The organism is Micromonospora sp. DT46, assembly GCF_049841735.1.
Lineage (GTDB): Bacteria > Actinomycetota > Actinomycetes > Mycobacteriales > Micromonosporaceae > Micromonospora > Micromonospora reichwaldensis.
Window position 1 is genome coordinate 411,333 of sequence record NZ_JBNCKW010000004.1, and the last position, 15,664, is coordinate 426,996.

At 67.4% G+C, this 15,664-nt stretch carries 13 protein-coding genes and 2 pseudogenes; 9 read left to right on the forward strand and 6 right to left on the reverse strand.

Annotated features, from left to right (window positions below; genetic code table 11):
• The first annotated feature begins 9 nt into the window (after positions 1-9).
• The 5 genes from ACLQ20_RS13270 (at position 10) to ACLQ20_RS13290 (ending at position 5,145) form a co-directional block, all read left to right on the forward strand.
• Complete coding sequence (locus tag ACLQ20_RS13270) at positions 10-579, forward strand: helix-turn-helix domain-containing protein (RefSeq protein WP_327028525.1); 570 nt, start codon at positions 10-12, stop codon at positions 577-579.
• A gap of 10 nt (positions 580-589) precedes the next feature.
• The gene (locus ACLQ20_RS13275) at positions 590-946 is read left to right on the forward strand and encodes a hypothetical protein (protein ID WP_425855715.1); all 357 of its coding nucleotides are present in this window, start codon (positions 590-592) and stop codon (positions 944-946) included.
• Between the two features lie 72 nt (positions 947-1,018).
• Complete coding sequence (locus tag ACLQ20_RS13280) at positions 1,019-2,008, forward strand: ABC transporter ATP-binding protein (protein WP_327028523.1); 990 nt, start codon at positions 1,019-1,021, stop codon at positions 2,006-2,008.
• Complete coding sequence (locus tag ACLQ20_RS13285; RefSeq protein WP_327028522.1) at positions 2,005-2,799, forward strand: ABC transporter permease; 795 nt, start codon at positions 2,005-2,007, stop codon at positions 2,797-2,799. Before ACLQ20_RS13280 ends, ACLQ20_RS13285 begins: the two co-directional genes overlap by 4 nt.
• 957 nt (positions 2,800-3,756) lie before the next feature.
• Positions 3,757-5,145 carry an alkaline phosphatase PhoX gene (locus ACLQ20_RS13290; RefSeq protein WP_425855717.1) on the forward strand — a complete coding sequence of 463 codons (1,389 nt, stop codon included), beginning with the start codon at positions 3,757-3,759 and terminating at the stop codon, positions 5,143-5,145.
• A 135-nt stretch (positions 5,146-5,280) separates the two neighbouring features.
• Here the strand turns inward: ACLQ20_RS13290 and ACLQ20_RS13295 are convergent, their stop codons facing one another.
• The gene (locus ACLQ20_RS13295) at positions 5,281-6,042 is read right to left on the reverse strand and encodes a hypothetical protein (RefSeq protein ID WP_425855719.1); all 762 of its coding nucleotides are present in this window, start codon (positions 6,040-6,042) and stop codon (positions 5,281-5,283) included.
• Positions 6,043-6,570: 528 nt separating this feature from the next.
• Complete coding sequence (locus ACLQ20_RS13300; protein WP_327028521.1) at positions 6,571-7,524, reverse strand: hypothetical protein; 954 nt, start codon at positions 7,522-7,524, stop codon at positions 6,571-6,573.
• A gap of 1,385 nt (positions 7,525-8,909) precedes the next feature.
• Here ACLQ20_RS13300 and ACLQ20_RS13305 point away from each other — a divergent pair.
• Positions 8,910-11,816: a beta-N-acetylglucosaminidase domain-containing protein gene (locus tag ACLQ20_RS13305; protein WP_327028519.1), complete on the forward strand. Its 2,907-nt coding sequence runs from the start codon at positions 8,910-8,912 to the stop codon at positions 11,814-11,816.
• A 277-nt stretch (positions 11,817-12,093) separates the two neighbouring features.
• Here the strand turns inward: ACLQ20_RS13305 and ACLQ20_RS13310 are convergent.
• Positions 12,094-12,232: pseudogene (locus tag ACLQ20_RS13310) on the reverse strand (IS5/IS1182 family transposase); the annotation flags it as partial.
• A 15-nt stretch (positions 12,233-12,247) separates the two neighbouring features.
• Between ACLQ20_RS13310 and ACLQ20_RS13315 the strand changes: the two are divergent.
• Positions 12,248-12,394: pseudogene (locus ACLQ20_RS13315) on the forward strand (IS5 family transposase); the annotation flags it as partial.
• Between the two features lie 52 nt (positions 12,395-12,446).
• Here the strand turns inward: ACLQ20_RS13315 and ACLQ20_RS13320 are convergent.
• Positions 12,447-13,145, reverse strand: coding sequence for an MFS transporter (locus tag ACLQ20_RS13320; RefSeq protein ID WP_151452632.1), 699 nt, complete (start codon positions 13,143-13,145; stop codon positions 12,447-12,449).
• Between the two features lie 191 nt (positions 13,146-13,336).
• Between ACLQ20_RS13320 and ACLQ20_RS13325 the strand changes: the two genes are divergently transcribed.
• Complete coding sequence (locus ACLQ20_RS13325) at positions 13,337-14,077, forward strand: hypothetical protein (protein ID WP_425855721.1); 741 nt, start codon at positions 13,337-13,339, stop codon at positions 14,075-14,077.
• 276 nt (positions 14,078-14,353) lie between these two features.
• Here ACLQ20_RS13325 and ACLQ20_RS13330 read toward each other — a convergent pair whose 3' ends face one another.
• Positions 14,354-14,743 carry a hypothetical protein gene (locus ACLQ20_RS13330; protein ID WP_151452630.1) on the reverse strand — a complete coding sequence of 130 codons (390 nt, stop codon included), beginning with the start codon at positions 14,741-14,743 and terminating at the stop codon, positions 14,354-14,356.
• A gap of 77 nt (positions 14,744-14,820) precedes the next feature.
• The gene (locus ACLQ20_RS13335) at positions 14,821-15,033 is read right to left on the reverse strand and encodes a hypothetical protein (RefSeq protein WP_151452629.1); all 213 of its coding nucleotides are present in this window, start codon (positions 15,031-15,033) and stop codon (positions 14,821-14,823) included.
• 116 nt (positions 15,034-15,149) lie between these two features.
• Here ACLQ20_RS13335 and ACLQ20_RS13340 point away from each other — a divergent pair, with 116 nt between their 5' ends.
• A complete protein-coding gene (locus ACLQ20_RS13340) occupies positions 15,150-15,605 on the forward strand; it encodes a hypothetical protein (RefSeq protein WP_151452628.1) in 456 nt (151 codons plus the stop codon).
• Positions 15,606-15,664: the final 59 nt, after the last annotated feature.

The following is a 15,664-nucleotide window of genomic DNA, read 5'->3' on the forward strand; positions in this document are numbered from 1 at the left end:
GTGGTTGACATGGGAAGACCACGCGGGTTCGACGAGGAACAGGCTGTTCAGGCGGCTGTGGAGGTGTTTGCCGACCAGGGCTACGACGGCACGTCCGTCGATGACCTGGTGGCCAAACTCGGCGTCCATCGCAACAGCCTGTACAAGACTTTCGGCAGCAAGCGTGGGCTCTACACAAGGGCGCTGCGCTGGCACGTGGAGCACCAGGTGCGACCACTCGTCCTGGCCGTCTCGGCGGCCCACGACATCACCGAGGCCCTGCATCGCGCACTTGCCGCCGACGCGGCGCAACCCGGCTTCGACCTGCTCCTGAGGGCCGCGGTTGAACGCGCGCCCATCGACGCCGAGGTCGCCGAAATTGTCGCCAGTTGCTTGCAGGAGTTCGACGAGGCCCTCGGCCGGGTTCTGATCGCCACGTATCAGGGCGCTGACGAGACCGCTCGCGTCGCGGCGCCGGCCACCGAGCTGACCGCCGCTGTGCTGGGTCTGCGCCTGCGAGCCAGGGCCGGCGCGTCCGGAACGCACACCACCGAAGCCGGCGGCGCTGTGGCCGACCAGCTCAGCCGGCACGAGATCTGAGGAGAGAGACATGGCACGTGTGCACATCGACGGCGAGGCCCTCGTCGTGGAGATCGAAGGCCTCGACAAGCTCTGGGCATTGAAGAGCCGACTCACGATTCCGCTGGTCAAGGTCAGGGGCGCGACCGCCGACCCGGGAATCGTCAAGGAGTCGAAGGGGCTGCGAGCGCCGGGAGCGCACCTTCCCGGGGTCATCGTCGCGGGCACCTTCCACCTCGACGGCGAGCGGGTGTTCTGGGACGTTCGCGACCCGGCCCAGGCCGTCGTCATCGAACTGACCGACGAACGCTACAACCGCCTCGTCATCCAGGTCAGCGACCCCCGCGCGACGGTCCGGCTCATCGAAGAGGCCACCCGGAAGTCCTGACCGGTTCGTCCGTCCTTCCCCGGCCGGTGGCCACACCGGCCCCTGCCGACCCACCACGAATGGCGATGCCTCATGCCCGCGATCCGGAAACTGATTCCCGATGACCACGACGAGCCGCTCACCGGCATCACGAAGACGTCCGACGGCGTAAGGGTGCAGGTGCGCAACCTCACCAAGCGGTTCGGTGCCGTCCCGGCCGTCACCGACCTGAGCTTCACCGTGGAGCCTGGGCGGGTGACTGGTTTCCTCGGACCGAACGGCGCCGGGAAGTCGACCACCCTGCGGATGATCCTGGGATTGATCCGGCCCACCTCTGGCGACGCCCTCATCGGTGGCCGACACTACGTCGATCTGCCGCAGCCGGCTCGTACCGTCGGCGCGGCTCTGGACGCATCGAGCTGTCACCCAGGAATCAGCGCCCGGGACCACCTGCGGATCTACTGCGACATGGCCGGGCTGCCGGTACGGCGCGCGGACGAGGTCATCGAGGCCCTGGGCATGTCCGGATTCGCGGGCCGGAGGACCGGCGAGTTCTCCACGGGTATGCGCCAGCGGCTCGCCCTCGCCACGGCCCTGCTCGGCGATGCTCCCGTGCTACTCCTGGACGAGCCGACCAACGGGCTCGATCCCGGGGGGATCGCCTGGCTACGCCGGTTCCTGCGCCAGTTCGCCAACGAGGGGCGCACCGTCCTGGTCTCCAGTCATGTGCTCAGCGAGGTGGAGCAGATGGTGGATCGCGTGGTTGTGCTCGACAGTGGGCGCCTGATGGCCGAAGGCACCCTCGACGAACTCGCTGCGGTAACCGTTCCCGCCGTCGTGGTCCAGTCTCCGGACGCTGACCTCCTCGCCGTGCTATTGGGCGACGTCGGGACGACCGACGGTCGCCCGCCCCAGATCGAGAACACCGGTCCGGGCACCCTCCGAGTCCATGGCCTCAACGCCGAACGGGTGGCTGACACCGCGGCGGGCGCGGGCCTGCGGGTGTACGGACTGACTCCGTACCGCACCGACCTGGAACAGGCATTTCTGCAGTTGACCGGGGAAAAGAGGACCACCAGATGAGCCACCTCGTCCGAGCCGAGTTCCGTCGGCTGGTCGCCACCCGCCTCTGGATTTGGGCGGTGGTCGCCGCGGTCGTCTTCGGAGGCGGCCTGGTCGGGCTGCTCACCGTAATCGGCCCGGAGAACGTCAACCCGCCACTGCCCGGGATGGACACTGAGGCCGGCATCCGGGCGGTACTCGGCCTCGCCGGGCTCGGAGTGATCGTCCCTGCGCTGTTCGGCGCAACGGCGGTCACCTCCGAGTACCGGCACCGCACCATATCGACCGCGTTCCTGTTCGCACCTCGACGCTGGAGCGTGCTGGCCGCGAAACTCCTCGTCTACCTCGTCGCCGGAGTGGCCTATGGGCTGATCACCACGACCACGGCCGGCATCGCGCTCTACGCCGGGATGGCTGTCCGGGACATCCCCGCCGGCGCAACACTCGATGTCGTCGTCGGTTTGCTGCTGCGCCTGGTCGTGGCGATGGCCGCCTACACGGTACTGGGCGTGGGCATCGGCGCACTGGTCCGCAACCAGGTGATCGCGTTGGCCGGCCTGGGCGCGTACCTCTACATGGGGGAAAACCTGCTGCTCTTCATTCCCGAGGTGAACACGGCTTACCCGTTCCTGCCTGGCGGCGCCACCGCCGCGCTGACCAATTTCACCGCGCTCACCCAGGCGGCCCAGGGCGCGGCCGGGGCCGCACCGCAGCTCCTCTCCCCGCCGGCCGGGGCCGGGCTGCTGATCGCCTACGCGCTTGCCGCCGCGCTACTGGCCATCGTCCTGCCCCAACGTAGGGACGTTGCCTGACCGGGGCGGACCACGGGGTCCTCCGAAGAGGGCACATGAGCGGGGGCCACCGTGCCGCCGTGTCCGGCGGGGAGCCCCGGCGGCCCGGGCTGCTCCGGGACCGTGACGGTGGCCGCAGGAAAGCTGCCGTAGGCCGTTTTTCCCGGGTAGATATAACTGGGACGACCCGCGCGCGTTGGACGCGTTGCGGCGTGCCGCACACGATGAGGACCTATCTGATGTGGCGGGAGACGAGATCGGCCGATCGTTGGCAGCATTCGTGGATCGTGGCCTCGCAAGGGATCTACTCGCCGAGGACTTGCACGTCATGGTGCGGTACGGCGTCAACGAAGCATCGGGCCGTTGACCCGCATTGCTGCGGTGCTGGCGCAGGATGGGTACGGCCCGAAGTGGAGGGAACCCGTCGCCGCGGTGCTGCTGTGGCGGGCGGACCGGACCGAGTTCTCCCAGTCAGTTGACCGGCGGACGGTCGAGGACCTCGACGAACATGCTCCTGGAGCACTCGGAGACTGTCGACCTGGTCGACCAGGTCGCCCTCGTCCGCCTCGTGAAGCGCGGTCGCAAGCTCCGCCGCCAAGCGTGGCCATTTGTTGGCCAGAAGTGGTGGTTGCTCAAGCGTCATCGTTGACGACGGTAGCCAGCGACGGAGGTTCGCAATTGTACGTGCTCACCGGGCGCGGCGTGGAGCCCGGGGACGGCCGAGCGAGCGTCACCGTCGCCAGTGGCCTGCGACCGGAACATCCGGGTGCGCATCTCCGGCGCGAGCAGCACGCCGCGCTCGATCGAGTCCACTGTCGATGCCACTGCCTCGGGGTGACTGCCGATGTCATCCTGCCCGGTCCCACTGTCTAACCGTCATCTACTTGACGGGTGGGTCGGGATGTGACGTAGTGGATCGAGCGATTCGGGTCGATGTCGGCCGGACGCGACGGTCCGTGATGTCCAGGAGGCTTGTCCGTGTCTTTGTCTCGCCGCCAGTTCCTGTCCCGCTCGGCCGGAGTCGGTCTCGCCGTGGCCGTGGCCGGTTCGGCCGACGCCCTGTTCACCGCGGCACCCGCGCTGGGGGTGTCCGGCCCGGAGGCCGGGTACGGTCCGCTCGTGCCTGACCCGGCCGGCATGCTCGACCTGCCGGTGGGCTTTCGCTACACGGTGCTGTCGCGCGAAGGCACCGTCCGGCCCGACGGTGGCATCGTGCCGAGCCGGTTCGACGGTATGGGTTCCTTCGCCGACAAGGCGCGCGGCACCCGCCTGGTCCGTAACCATGAGTGCTCCCCGACCGCGAGGATCACGGTTGTGGCTCCGCCGGAACGCACGTACGACCCGGCCGCCGGGGGCGGGACCAGCACCCTCGCCGTCGACGCGTCGAACCGTGCCGTCTCCGAGCACGTCAGCCTTGGCGGCACGGCCATCAACTGTTCCGGCGGCCGGACGCCGTGGCGCACGTGGCTGACCTGTGAGGAGACCGAAGACAAGGCGGGTGCCCGCGGGTACGCGAAGGACCACGGGTTCATCTTCGAGGTTGACCCGTACGACGATGCTCGCAACATCGATCCGACACCGCTGACCGCGATGGGTCGGTTCCAGCACGAGGCGGTCGCGGTCGACCCGCAGACCGGCATCGTCTACGAGACCGAGGACGCGTTCGTGGCGCCGCTGGGCAGCTTCTACCGTTTCCTGCCGAACCGGCCGCTCGGCGGTCACGGGAGCCTGCGGGCAGGCGGCGTGCTGCAGGCCCTGCACGTCCCGGATCTGCCGGACCTGTCGGTGGTGACGACGGCGGGCACGTCCTTCTCCGGCGTCGAGTGGCTTGACGTGCCTGACCCGCTGGCGACGACGGAGTCGGTCCGTGCCCAGGACTACGGCAAGCCGATCACCGGTGGGTACAAGATCGAGGGCGCCTGGTGGGGGGAGAACGACGGCTGCGCCTACTTCGTCTCGTCGTTCGCCCGGCGCGCGCAGGGCTCGGCCCGCGACCACGACGGTCAGGTCTGGCGGTACGACCCGCGAGCCAACACGTTGCGCCTGGAGACCATCTTCACCCGCTCCACCCCGGCACCGGAGAACCCGGAGTTCGACGCCCCGGACAACATCTGTATGTCGCCGTACGGCGGCCTCATGATGTGCGAGGACGGGATCGGGGACCAGCACATCCTTGGTACGACTGCCGCCGGGGAGGTGTTCGTCTTCGCACGTAACCGGGTCGACGTCGGCACCGCCGGTGACCCGGAGTTCGGCGAGTTGGCCGGCGCGACGTTCTCCGCCGACGGCCGGACCATGTTCTTCAACGTCTACAACCCGGGCATCACGTACGCCGTCACCGGCCCCTGGAACCGCCGCCAGCGCTGACCCCGCGGCCACCGTGCGGTGCTTGCGTGGTCCCCGTGTGATCGGGGTGCCCACGACCGTGCGGCTGATTCACGGGTGGCTGCGCCGACCTCCCCTGCTCCTGACCCGGTCTTTCGCCCTTGCGGTGGAGGCGTTTCAGACCAGGCCGGCGACGGCGCCTATCGCGGTGATGGCGACTGCGACCTGCTCGGTAAGGGCGCCGTCGACCGGCCACGAGCCGTCCGGGCGCTGGGTGGCGGTGAGCCGCCGGACCACGACGCGGAACACTGGATGCTCCGGAGGCAGCAACGTCGCCCGTAGCGCGCATCCGGCGCGGGCGATGTCGGCCGGCGGGGCGTCGAGCAGCCGTCGCGCCAGGATGTCCAGCCCTCGGTCTGCCTCCTCGCGCAGCCCCGCCGCCCACAGCAGGGCGGCGGCGAGCCAGGTGGTGGTGAGGCACGACGGCCAGACCCCTGAGGCCTCGACGGCGTCGCGCACCGCCCGGGCGGCCGGTCTGGCCGCCTCGGGCCGGTCCAGGACCGCCAGGCACCAGCCGACCTTGGCGGTCAGGTAGAGCGGGTCCCGCGACGGCAGGTGCCCGGTGTCCACGGCGGAGCGCACCGCGCCGTCCGGCGCGACCAGCGCGGCGAGCCAGTCGGCGCAACGATCCACCCATGAGCTGTACCGCAGGTCCAACTCGATGATCCGGTCAAGCCGTTCGCACGTCGCCGCCACCGAGGGGGCGCCGGGTGACCAGGGCGCCGGGAAACCACCCTCGGGAGACTGGTCGGCGAACAGGGCGTCCGCCACATCCAGCGGCGCCGGCCACACCCCTGTCAGCACCGTCGCCAGTCGGTGCCTGTCGGACTCGTCGCCGTGCGCGATCACCCACTCGACCGCCGCAGCAGTGTCGATCATGTGCGGAACCTAGCAAGCGCGAAGCGACGAGCAGAGGCGCACCTTCGGAGATCCTCGCCGGTGGCCAGCGGAACGAGCGCACCGGCCCTGCGGAGCGCGGCCTGCATCTGACCGGCCTCGTGCTGGGCCTGCCGCACCCGCCGCCGGTGCCGACCGTCCACCACCCGCGTCCGGGCCCGGTATCGGCCCACGATCGAACATCCCAAGCCCGAGTCCGACGGTCCCACTACCAGCGCAGACTCAGTCACCAAGCCAGCCGAAAGATCAAGTGACGTTGGTGTACTACATGAACTGGTCGAGGCACGACAGCAGAGCGGCCACCATCATGTCCTCATTTTCGGCCGTGGTGAATCCAGCGTCTGAGTGGTGGCTGCGAACAGGTCCAGGTTAGCGATTGGCACGCCGAGCAGGGCGCAGATCCTACGGGTGGAAGTGGCGCAGCGCCAAGCTGCGCCTGCTCGGCAGCCGTTCTACCGAGGTGCGTCATCAGAACAGTACTATCGCCCTTGGCATCGACGTCCATCGCGGCTACGGGCAGTCGTAGAATAGTATCGTCTCGTCAATGACGCCTCCACGGTTGATGGAAGGGTCATGGCGCTGGAAGGGGCGAGCAAAATAGGCCTCCATCAACTGCATGTCTTGGCTGCTCAAATATTTCGCATAGAAGTTCTCTGGAGTGCCGAGCCATTCTGGCCGAAGGGCGCGATTGACGATGATGTCTTGGCAAAGGACCATGAAGTGATATGCGCGCTCGGCTGGCGACGCGGAGGGGGGCGACTGAAGATCCCCTTCCTCCAGTATCACCACAGTTCCTTCGGGGGCGACACGTCTCAGGAAAGCGCCTATCTCGGACCACCGATATTCAGGAAAGACGTGGTGCAGTGTCCAGAAGGCTAGAATTACATCGAATTTCGTGCCGCCCATCCCTTCCAACTCGGTTGATTGCAGATCATTGATGTCGGGATGCTGGAGGCTGCTGAAAGGATTGTAGCGAAAAATGGTGGCCTCCTTGCAGATCCCCCGCCTGATGAGTCTCTCGGCGATCCGGCGTTCATCCGCACACGAGTCAGCTCCATAGCCGAGAATATTGATCGAATCTCGAGGGGGCAGAGCTGAGAGGTGTCGCATCATAGTGGCGTTGAGGGCGCGGTCGCGGGCGGCCGTTATCTCAAAAAAGGTCTTGGCCGACACTTGTGACGGATAGTTGAGATAGTTTCGAATGAGTACGTGGATCACCTCCTCCTCGACGGCTTCGCCAGAGAGGAGTCGCGTCATCAACTCGCCATGCGCGGCGACAAACTCCCTTGCCATGACGCAGTATTCATCGCCAATGACCGGATATGATCGGAAGATTCCAAGCTTGCGACACCTGCTTGCCATGTCCGGCGACGAGAGCATTTCGATAACCTGGCGAGACGTGATGCTGTTAGAGCCAAAAATCAGTTCCGAATTGCTCGTTGTTCTGCGCACAACTCTGACCACCTGCTCCTTGTCATCCTCTAGGTGTTGGCGTAACAGGAACTGCGCCCTCCTGGACCCTTGCCGGGGTCGACCAGGAGCGCGCATTGCCTGTCCTGTTCATGAACAGTCGCAAACTACCGACACCTGATCGGTTCGCGATTCCGCAATTGGCAGCTGTGTGCACCTCCTACTCAAGCTTCGCTAACTGCATGGGCTCACAGCGGTGATCAGTGCCTAAGCAAATACTTTCCCTGGCCTCGCCCACGGGTGTCAATCCCCTGGAATCGTGGAGTGCGTCGTTATGCGGCCCAGGCCTCCGGTGCGCGGGTCTCTGACCGTTCTCAGTCGATGGGTGATCGCCGGTCGCAGACGGAGTGCCGGCGGCGCCGGTTGTAGAAGTCGGTGATTCAGGTCGCGATCTTGCGGCATGGAGTACGCCGACTGGAAATCGTTGCCCACCGACGTCGGCTTCGAGATCGCCCCCCCGCGAGCGGAACGTCCCGCAACGACTGGATCGTCACCAACCGTCTCGTCCCGGTGGCCGCCCTCAGCACCCCGGCCGGCGAGCCGTTGGACTGGCTGGTCACCCACGTGCGCCTGGTCGCCCGCGTCCGGTCAACACCTGACGCCCGGTAGCCCGGTCGGGGGAGGACCGCGGTGTCGGCGGTCGGCCCAGTGCCGACCCACCTTCGCGTGCCGTCGGCTCGCGGAGATCGTCAGCCGCTTCGCCGAGACTCACAGGTGGGTTCCGCCGGTGGCGTCGATGGTCTGGCCCGTGATGCATCTGCCGGCGTCGCTTGCGAGGAAGCGGACCGCGTCGGCCAGGGCGGCGGCGACATCATCGCGTACGACCCGCCCCGGCGCCCGGCGACCCGAGGTCCACTGGGCCCGGGCGGTGGTGGACGGCACATCCCCGCGAACAGCACGTGCGGTGTGGGGCGATGAGCGTGCCGCTGCCTCTCGGCCCGGTGGCTTCGTGCATCGATGAGACATCATGATCGCCGTGGACAGATCGTTGGGGCGACGGTCGGCGCGCTTCTCGCGGCGGTATGGGCGACCGGCGCCGCCTTCCTGCTCTGGACCGTGGCGATGTTGTACCTGGTCGCCGCGACCGGCTTGGGCCCCGCCGCCAGGGACACGCTTCGACTCGGCGGACTCCTGCACGAATACGCAAAACGCCATCTGACCAGCGCGGACGAGGTTTTCGGCACCCGCAGGGCCCCGGGGCGCCCGCTGCGTGCGGGGTCCGCCACCCAGCGGACCCGCGGATCCAGGCTGATTCAAGATCATGGCTGCTTGGCTGACCGCATCCATTGACGAGGCCACCTGGTCTAGCCCAGTATCTCCTTGAGTCGCTAGGTGCCATCGGCTCCAGTCATGATTCTCAAGTGCCCAGGAGTACGCCCATGCGAAGCAGCTACCGTCAGGGACGCTGGCGCTTTTCAAACCCAGTGGCCGCCTACGCGTTCGCCTCGCTCCTCGTTGCGGTCACGCTGATCGGCTCACCGCCCACGGCCAGTGGCGCTGCAGCCACCCCATCTCTCAGTCCCAAGCCACGGGAATTGTCCGTTACCGGAACCGCACTTGACCTGCCGGCCGCTTTGACAGTTGTTCGTGGCACGGCTGCGGACCAGCCGGCCGTTGACGCCGTGGTGGCTGCTTTCACCGCGCACAACACGAGCGTCACCATCACCGGCACCGATCCGGGCGCCGGAACAACCGTCTACGTCGGGGGAGAGCAGGAGACGCCCGCCAGCGCGGCGGCCCTGAATGCAATCGGTGTCACAGCGCCGAGCACCTTGCCGGATCAGGGCTATCTGCTGGCCACCGGTACGGACTCTGCCGGCAGGCAGCGAATCGTGCTCTCCGGCGGCCAGAAGGTGGGCACCTTCTACGCCGCACAGACCCTGAAACAGCTCCTGACGTCGGACTCTTCTGGCGCGGAGATCGCGCGGGTCACGATCAAGGACTGGCCAGCCTTCACATTCCGCGGTGGGATGGACTCGGCCAACCCCCCACCCGCAGGGGTGGCCCGGTGGACGAAGGCTGACCGGCTGGAACAGGTGGAGGTCCTCGCTCGGAACAAGATGAACCGCTTCTTCTACGGGCCCGCGGCTGACCCGCGCACGGGGGGTAGCGGAAGCAACAACTGGCGCACCCCGTACACGAACGCGGAACTTGGCGACCTGCGAGAAGTCGTCACCAAGGCCAACAGCCTGCATGTCGCGTTCGTCTACCGGATCTCACCCGAGATGCCGCTGGACCAGGCTAGCGGCATCTGCCACTCCTCCGCCACGGAGCGCAACACCCTCCTCTCCCGGCTCGACCAGATGTACCAGATCGGGGTCAGGCACTTCGTCATCGCCTGGGACGACGTCTTCCCGACGCGGCCGTTCTCCTGCGTCAGCGACGGCCAGACGTACGGAACCGGGGAAACGGCGTGGGCCCGGGCACAGGCCGACGTCACGAATTTCGTCCAGACGAAGTTCGTCCGAGCCCACGCCGACATGGGCCAGCTGTACACGGTCAGCAGCGAGTACGCCGGGATGGCGGTGAGCAGCTACCGGACCGAGTTCGACACTCGGCTCGACACCGCCGTGGGCGTGTACTGGACCGGTCCCGAGGTGCTGTCGCCGAGTATCACCCGGAAGAACCTCGACGACGCACAGTTGGCGTTCCCCAGGCACCGCCTCGCCATCTGGGACAACTTCCCGGTCAACGACCAGGTCTGGGACCGACTCCAGATGGGCCCGCTGGTCGGGCGCGAGGCTGCGCTTTCCGCTGCTCCGGGAATCCTGTTCAACGAGATGACCCAGCAGGGCCCCTCCCAGCTGCCCCTGCTCACTGCCGCCGACTTCGCCTGGAATCCGGGCCACTACCGGCCAGAGGACTCCTGGTCCCGCGCCATCAACACCCTGGGTGGATCGATGGCCAGCCAGCTGCGAACCTTCGCCGAGATCAACCGTTCGTCCGTCATCGACCACACCGACTCGGTGGCGCTGGCCGATGCCATCAGGAACTTCCGCAACGCCCTCCGTACCGGAAGCGGGGTGGACAACGCCGCCGCCGCACTCAAACAGAGGCTCTCTGGCCTCAAGACGGCCAGTACGGCCCTGCAGACCATGAACACCAGCCTGACGACCGAGGCGGGACCATGGTTGCAGCAGACGGTGCGCCTCGTGGACGTGGCGACTCGCGCCGTGGATCTCCTGACCGCCGAGCGCGCCGGACAGACCACCGTGGCGAACAACCTTCGCCAGGAGATTCGTAACCTCCTTCCCGCCATCGCCGCCCATCCCGAGTCGGTGGCGCACGGCGTGCTCCACCCGCTGGTGACCTTTGCGCTGCGCCGGGGCGTCGACAGCGTGGATCTGAGCGGAGACGGGCGCTCCGATGTGCTGGCAGTCAGGGCAAACGGCACGCTGAACGCGTACGAGAACCTGCGTACCACAATGAACTGGCCGGAGCTGGGCGCTACCCAGACGGTCGGGCAGGGTTGGTCGGCCACGCAGCTGCCTATCGTCGGTGATCTCGACGGTGACCGGCTCGCGGACCTGCTGACAGTGACCAGCACCGGGGCCCTCGTGCAGTTCAGAAACACCGGGTCCTTCACGGGTGGCATGTTCGCGGCAGGTGTCCAGGTCGGCAGCGGCTGGCAGGGGATGCTGGCGGTGCACCTGACTGACCTCGATGACGACGGGCGCGCTGACCTGCTGGGAGTGTTCCCGGACGGCACGCTCAAGGCGTTCCGTAACACCGGCATGAACAACGGTGCTGTCACCTGGGGTCTGGCCGTCCAGGTCGGCCAGGGGTGGAGCACCGCCGAGCGTCCCATCGTCGGTGATCTCACGGGTGATGGAAGAGCCGACCTGGTGTCCATCAAGTCCGATGGATCGCTGTGGCACCACCTGAACACCGGTAGCTTCACCGGCGGAATGTTCGCCACCGGTCAACGGATCGGTGAGGGCTGGGCCGGTTACCTGGCCGTGCACGTCGTCGACCTCGACGGCGACGGACCTGCGGATGTGCTCGGTGTACTGGTGGACGGGACGCTTGCCGCCTTCCGCAATCAGGGCATGACGAACGGACGTGCCAGCCTGGGACCCCGAGTTTCTGTGGGTCAGGGTTGGAACGCCAACATGCTGCCCAACCCGACCGACCTGAGCGGGGACGGTCGCGCCGACCTGGTCTCGATCAACGGTGAGGGCAGGCTCATCACGAACATCAATGCAGGCCGCTTCGCTAGCGGATTGATGTTCCCGACGACGGCAGCACACGGCCCAGGATGGCAAGGAACCCTCTTTCTCCGCTGACGGGGCTCTGAGCCGGCCGCCGGCCGGCAATGCCGACGGGTTCCATGCGTGGCGGCGCGGCACCGCCTGGCCGGGGTGGCGGGGTGCAGGTCGATCGAACTGCACCCCGCGGCCAACCTGAGAACCGCAGGTGTGGGTGTGCTCGATGCGGTGAGCAATAGTGTCGAACCCCAGCCATCAGGCATGCCTCAGCTCCGGCAGACGGACCAGCGAAGTGAACGGCGAGCTGCTGCATCTTGCGCGGGTACATCGGGGCGACCGTCAGGTGGACCTGCGGGCTCCCGCCGGCTCCCTGGTAGCCCTTGTCGACGAAGTTCATCACGTCGGCGCTGCTCAGCGCGTCGATGATGCAGTGAACGCGGGCGGCGCTGAGGTCGTGGGTGGCCCCGCAGCGCATCCGACGCCCAAATGAGCCGGGTCGTCGAATGCACATCGGCTGGATCATGCACCACCGACGCCTGGCCCGCGACTACGAAGCCCTACCCGACAACTCCGCCAGCATGAGCCGCATCGCCATGATCGACAACTTCACCAAACGCGTCACCGACGAAACCATCCCAGCCGGGCGAGACGATTGAAGGCAGCATCACTCACGAAATTCGCAATTCAGACGCCTCTAAGTTGTTCAGGTCAAGTTGACGGATTGTCAGCGTGCTGGCCGCCGAACCGGGTCTCGTCGGGAAGCCGCGTCGCCCGGGCAGGCGCGGCCGGCGGGCTCGGCCGGGACAGACGCACGACCCGCATTGCGATGCCGCCCGCTATGGTGCCGGCCAACGCGAGCACGACCACCAGCACGTCGAACAGGAACACCGGCCGCCAACTCAGCGCTTGCGCCACCACGCCGCTCGCGACAGGTCCGAACAGGAGTGCAGCACCGAGCGCGACGCCGAGCACCAGTCGCGCCCGGGAACGCCAACGGCCCAGCTGACCGGACAGGGCGAGGGCGACACCAACTACGGTTCCGGCACCCAGCCCGACAATCACCCGCCCAACCGTCATCAGCGCCGCCCCCGACGCGAGCGCACTCACCATGCACCCAACGACCAGGAGCACAAGCGCCGGCACCCCGGCTGCAGTGGGCCACCGCCGCCCGAGCAGATATCCGGGCACGACCAAGGCCGCCGTCGCCACCACGCCCGGCGCAACCACAGTCGCTGCCATGGCTGCGGTGGAAAGCCCAAGATCACGCCCGATCGCGCCACCCAGCGGGCCGATCGGCGCGGTGAGCAGTCCGGCGGCGACCATTGCACCAAACGCCGGACCGGCAAGCGACCAGAGCGGGCGGACCACCGGCGGTCGGGCCGGGGCGGGGTATCCAGGTGAGCTCATCCGCCGAGTGTATGCACCGGGCGAAGCAGCCTGGAACGGATCGGGTTGGGGCTTAGGCGGTGTCTTCAAAGGGTCTTGCGGTGCACTCGCTCTCGTCGGCACCCGATCCCGTCACCGCCTCCTGTCGTGGGCCTGGCGGGGGCGCCGGAGCTTGCGCTGGGCCCGCTCTGCCGGTGCGGCAGGATGCTGGTGTGAGCGCGGAGGAAGACGACGAGTTCGAGGAAGTCGCCGATGTCCTTCGAGGGCGGGCGACCGTTGACGCGGAACTTCGCCCGGCACTTGAGGCGCTTGAGGCTCGGCTCGGTCAGCCCCTCATTGCCCTTACCTGCGGGTCCATGAACTTTGTGGCCGGCCACGGAGTCCCGGGCGTGGGGGTTCCGACCATCACCGCCTGGGTACGCGGCGCGGCACCCGACCATGATCGCCGCCTGCCGGCGGACGCGGTCCTCGATCAGATCGTCGCCGACTTCGGTCCGTGGCGGTGGCGGCAGTTCACGGCACGGGCGTTGCGGATCGGGAAACTTCCAAGTTCGCGGGCCCGGCGCATCGCAGCACTTGCCGGCGTCGAGTTCGTAACTGGTCCGGTCATGGGCGGGCTGGGGTACTTCGATGAGGAGGCCACGGCACGCGTCATGGCAGCGATACCGCAGGAGCGGTGGGACCAGTCCCGCGACGACTGGGGAGACAGCGTCTGGACCGTCGCGGTGAACGCGGATCTTCACCGCGTCTCCGTGTTCGTCCACACTGCGGCTCAGATCGCGCAACTGCAGCAGACACCGCGATGGCATGAGTGGGAACGACAACTTCGCGCTCTCATCGCCGAAGAGGACGAGTTCGGGTCGACCAGCATCATCCCGGTAGATATTGCTCTCGAGAGCCGGGAATCATTCGAGTCCGACTGCCAGGGAAACTGGAGCTACTACTGGTACTGAAGTTCGTGCCAAGCTCGGGTTGCGCCGAGCACAACACCGACGGCCCGCCATCGCAACAGGCCGGCGTTGACCACCGGCTGCGCCCGGTCTCGGGATCGGGCGAGGGTCGCAACGGCTCCTGGGCGAAGGTGGGGGAGTGGATCGGCGGCGGTGTTGCTGCCAGCCAACGTGGTGTCGGCAGGGCTGTCTCGTTGCCCTCATCTGGCCGGCCTGCGGTCGTAGCGCCAGTTGACGAACAGCCGGTGAGAGTGCGTCGCTCGACCGGCAGCCTCGCGATCAAAGCAACTCGCCGGCGCAGCATTCATGCTCGCCGCAGCCGTAGCAGGTGTATCGCATGCAGCCGGTGCAGATCCCGAGGTTCTCCAGTCGGTACCGGTCATGGCAGGTGGAACAGATCTCGCGGCTGTTGAGCATGGCGTTCCAGCCGACGGACCCGCCATTGAGTTCGTACGAGGCGGCGACGAACTCGGCCAGTTCGGCATCGTGGGCCGGAGCCGTCGAGTCGCCGATCTTGTAGTTCAAGCTCCAGCAGTAGACCGCGAAGAACGCCGTGCCGGTGACCAGGAAGGCGCGACCTCGTCCGTCCCGGGCCCAGGCGTCGTGGAGGTGCTGGACGCGTTCCCGGATAGGCCGCGAGCCGTCCAACATGACGCGTTCGCCAGTCATCATGGCATTATGCGGGCAGAGCCAAGTGGTGGTGCAACGGCGCTGGTGCGCCGTGGGCTCGTCCCACACCGTCGGTGTCACCTGTTCGATCCGCTCCCGGACGCGTGTCGGGCATCACCGAGTAGCTCACGCATCGCGGCCTCGGCGCCTCGGGCGTCGCCGGCCGCAACGCAGTTCGCGACCCGGTCGTGCAGGTCGAGCGCCACCGGCTGGGAACATTTCGGCATCAGGCCATGCTCGGTCCGTCCGGCGAGCACCTCGGCGATCACGCCGGTCAGCGCGGTGAACATCTCGTTGAGGCACGCGCGGCGGGCTGTCCGCCGAGGGCGCCTGCGCTATCACGCTCCTCTACGACAACGCCGACCTGGTCGGCTACCACGTCGTCTGGGGCGCGGCCGGCGGTGCGGTGACGCCGACGCAGGAGCAGATCAACCGGATGAAGACCGTGACCGGTGGCATCCACGTCGGCACCGGACTCCAGGACTGGCTGATCGGCATCGCCCCGAACTCGCTCGCTCGAACCGAGAACTGGCGTCCGGCCGGCGTCGACGTCACCGAGCACAACATCAACGGTGTCCATGTCTGGGATGTCTGGCGGCAGATGCTCGACGACTATCTCCGCGCCGTGGCGTTCCGTACCACCACCAGCCTGGAGGTCGACACCACCTCGGCTGGCAACCCGCACCGCACCCACGTCACCGCGACCGCCGAGGTGGACCCGGTGACCATCAGCAACCGCGCACCGTCCGGCACGGTCGACTTCTACGCGGGCGCCAAGTACCTCGGCTCCGGGCCGGTCGGCGGTGGACGCCGGCTGACCCCGACGCCCAGACACGGCAACACCTGCGCCGGCTCAGCGTAGACGGTCTCCGCGAACCTGCCGCGTCCCCATCTCTGCGGTCAGCTCGATCTCTGCGGTCA

Coding starts and splice junctions, on each gene's coding strand:
- ACLQ20_RS13270 (WP_327028525.1), top strand. CDS start 10: ATGGGAAGACCACGCGGGTTCGACGAGGAACAGGCTGTTCAGGCGGCT.
- ACLQ20_RS13275 (WP_425855715.1), top strand. CDS start 590: ATGGCACGTGTGCACATCGACGGCGAGGCCCTCGTCGTGGAGATCGAA.
- ACLQ20_RS13280 (WP_327028523.1), top strand. CDS start 1,019: ATGCCCGCGATCCGGAAACTGATTCCCGATGACCACGACGAGCCGCTC.
- ACLQ20_RS13285 (WP_327028522.1), top strand. CDS start 2,005: ATGAGCCACCTCGTCCGAGCCGAGTTCCGTCGGCTGGTCGCCACCCGC.
- ACLQ20_RS13295 (WP_425855719.1), bottom strand. CDS start 6,042: ATGATCGACACTGCTGCGGCGGTCGAGTGGGTGATCGCGCACGGCGAC.
- ACLQ20_RS13305 (WP_327028519.1), top strand. CDS start 8,910: ATGCGAAGCAGCTACCGTCAGGGACGCTGGCGCTTTTCAAACCCAGTG.
- ACLQ20_RS13320 (WP_151452632.1), bottom strand. CDS start 13,145: ATGAGCTCACCTGGATACCCCGCCCCGGCCCGACCGCCGGTGGTCCGC.
- ACLQ20_RS13330 (WP_151452630.1), bottom strand. CDS start 14,743: ATGACTGGCGAACGCGTCATGTTGGACGGCTCGCGGCCTATCCGGGAA.
- ACLQ20_RS13335 (WP_151452629.1), bottom strand. CDS start 15,033: ATGTTCACCGCGCTGACCGGCGTGATCGCCGAGGTGCTCGCCGGACGG.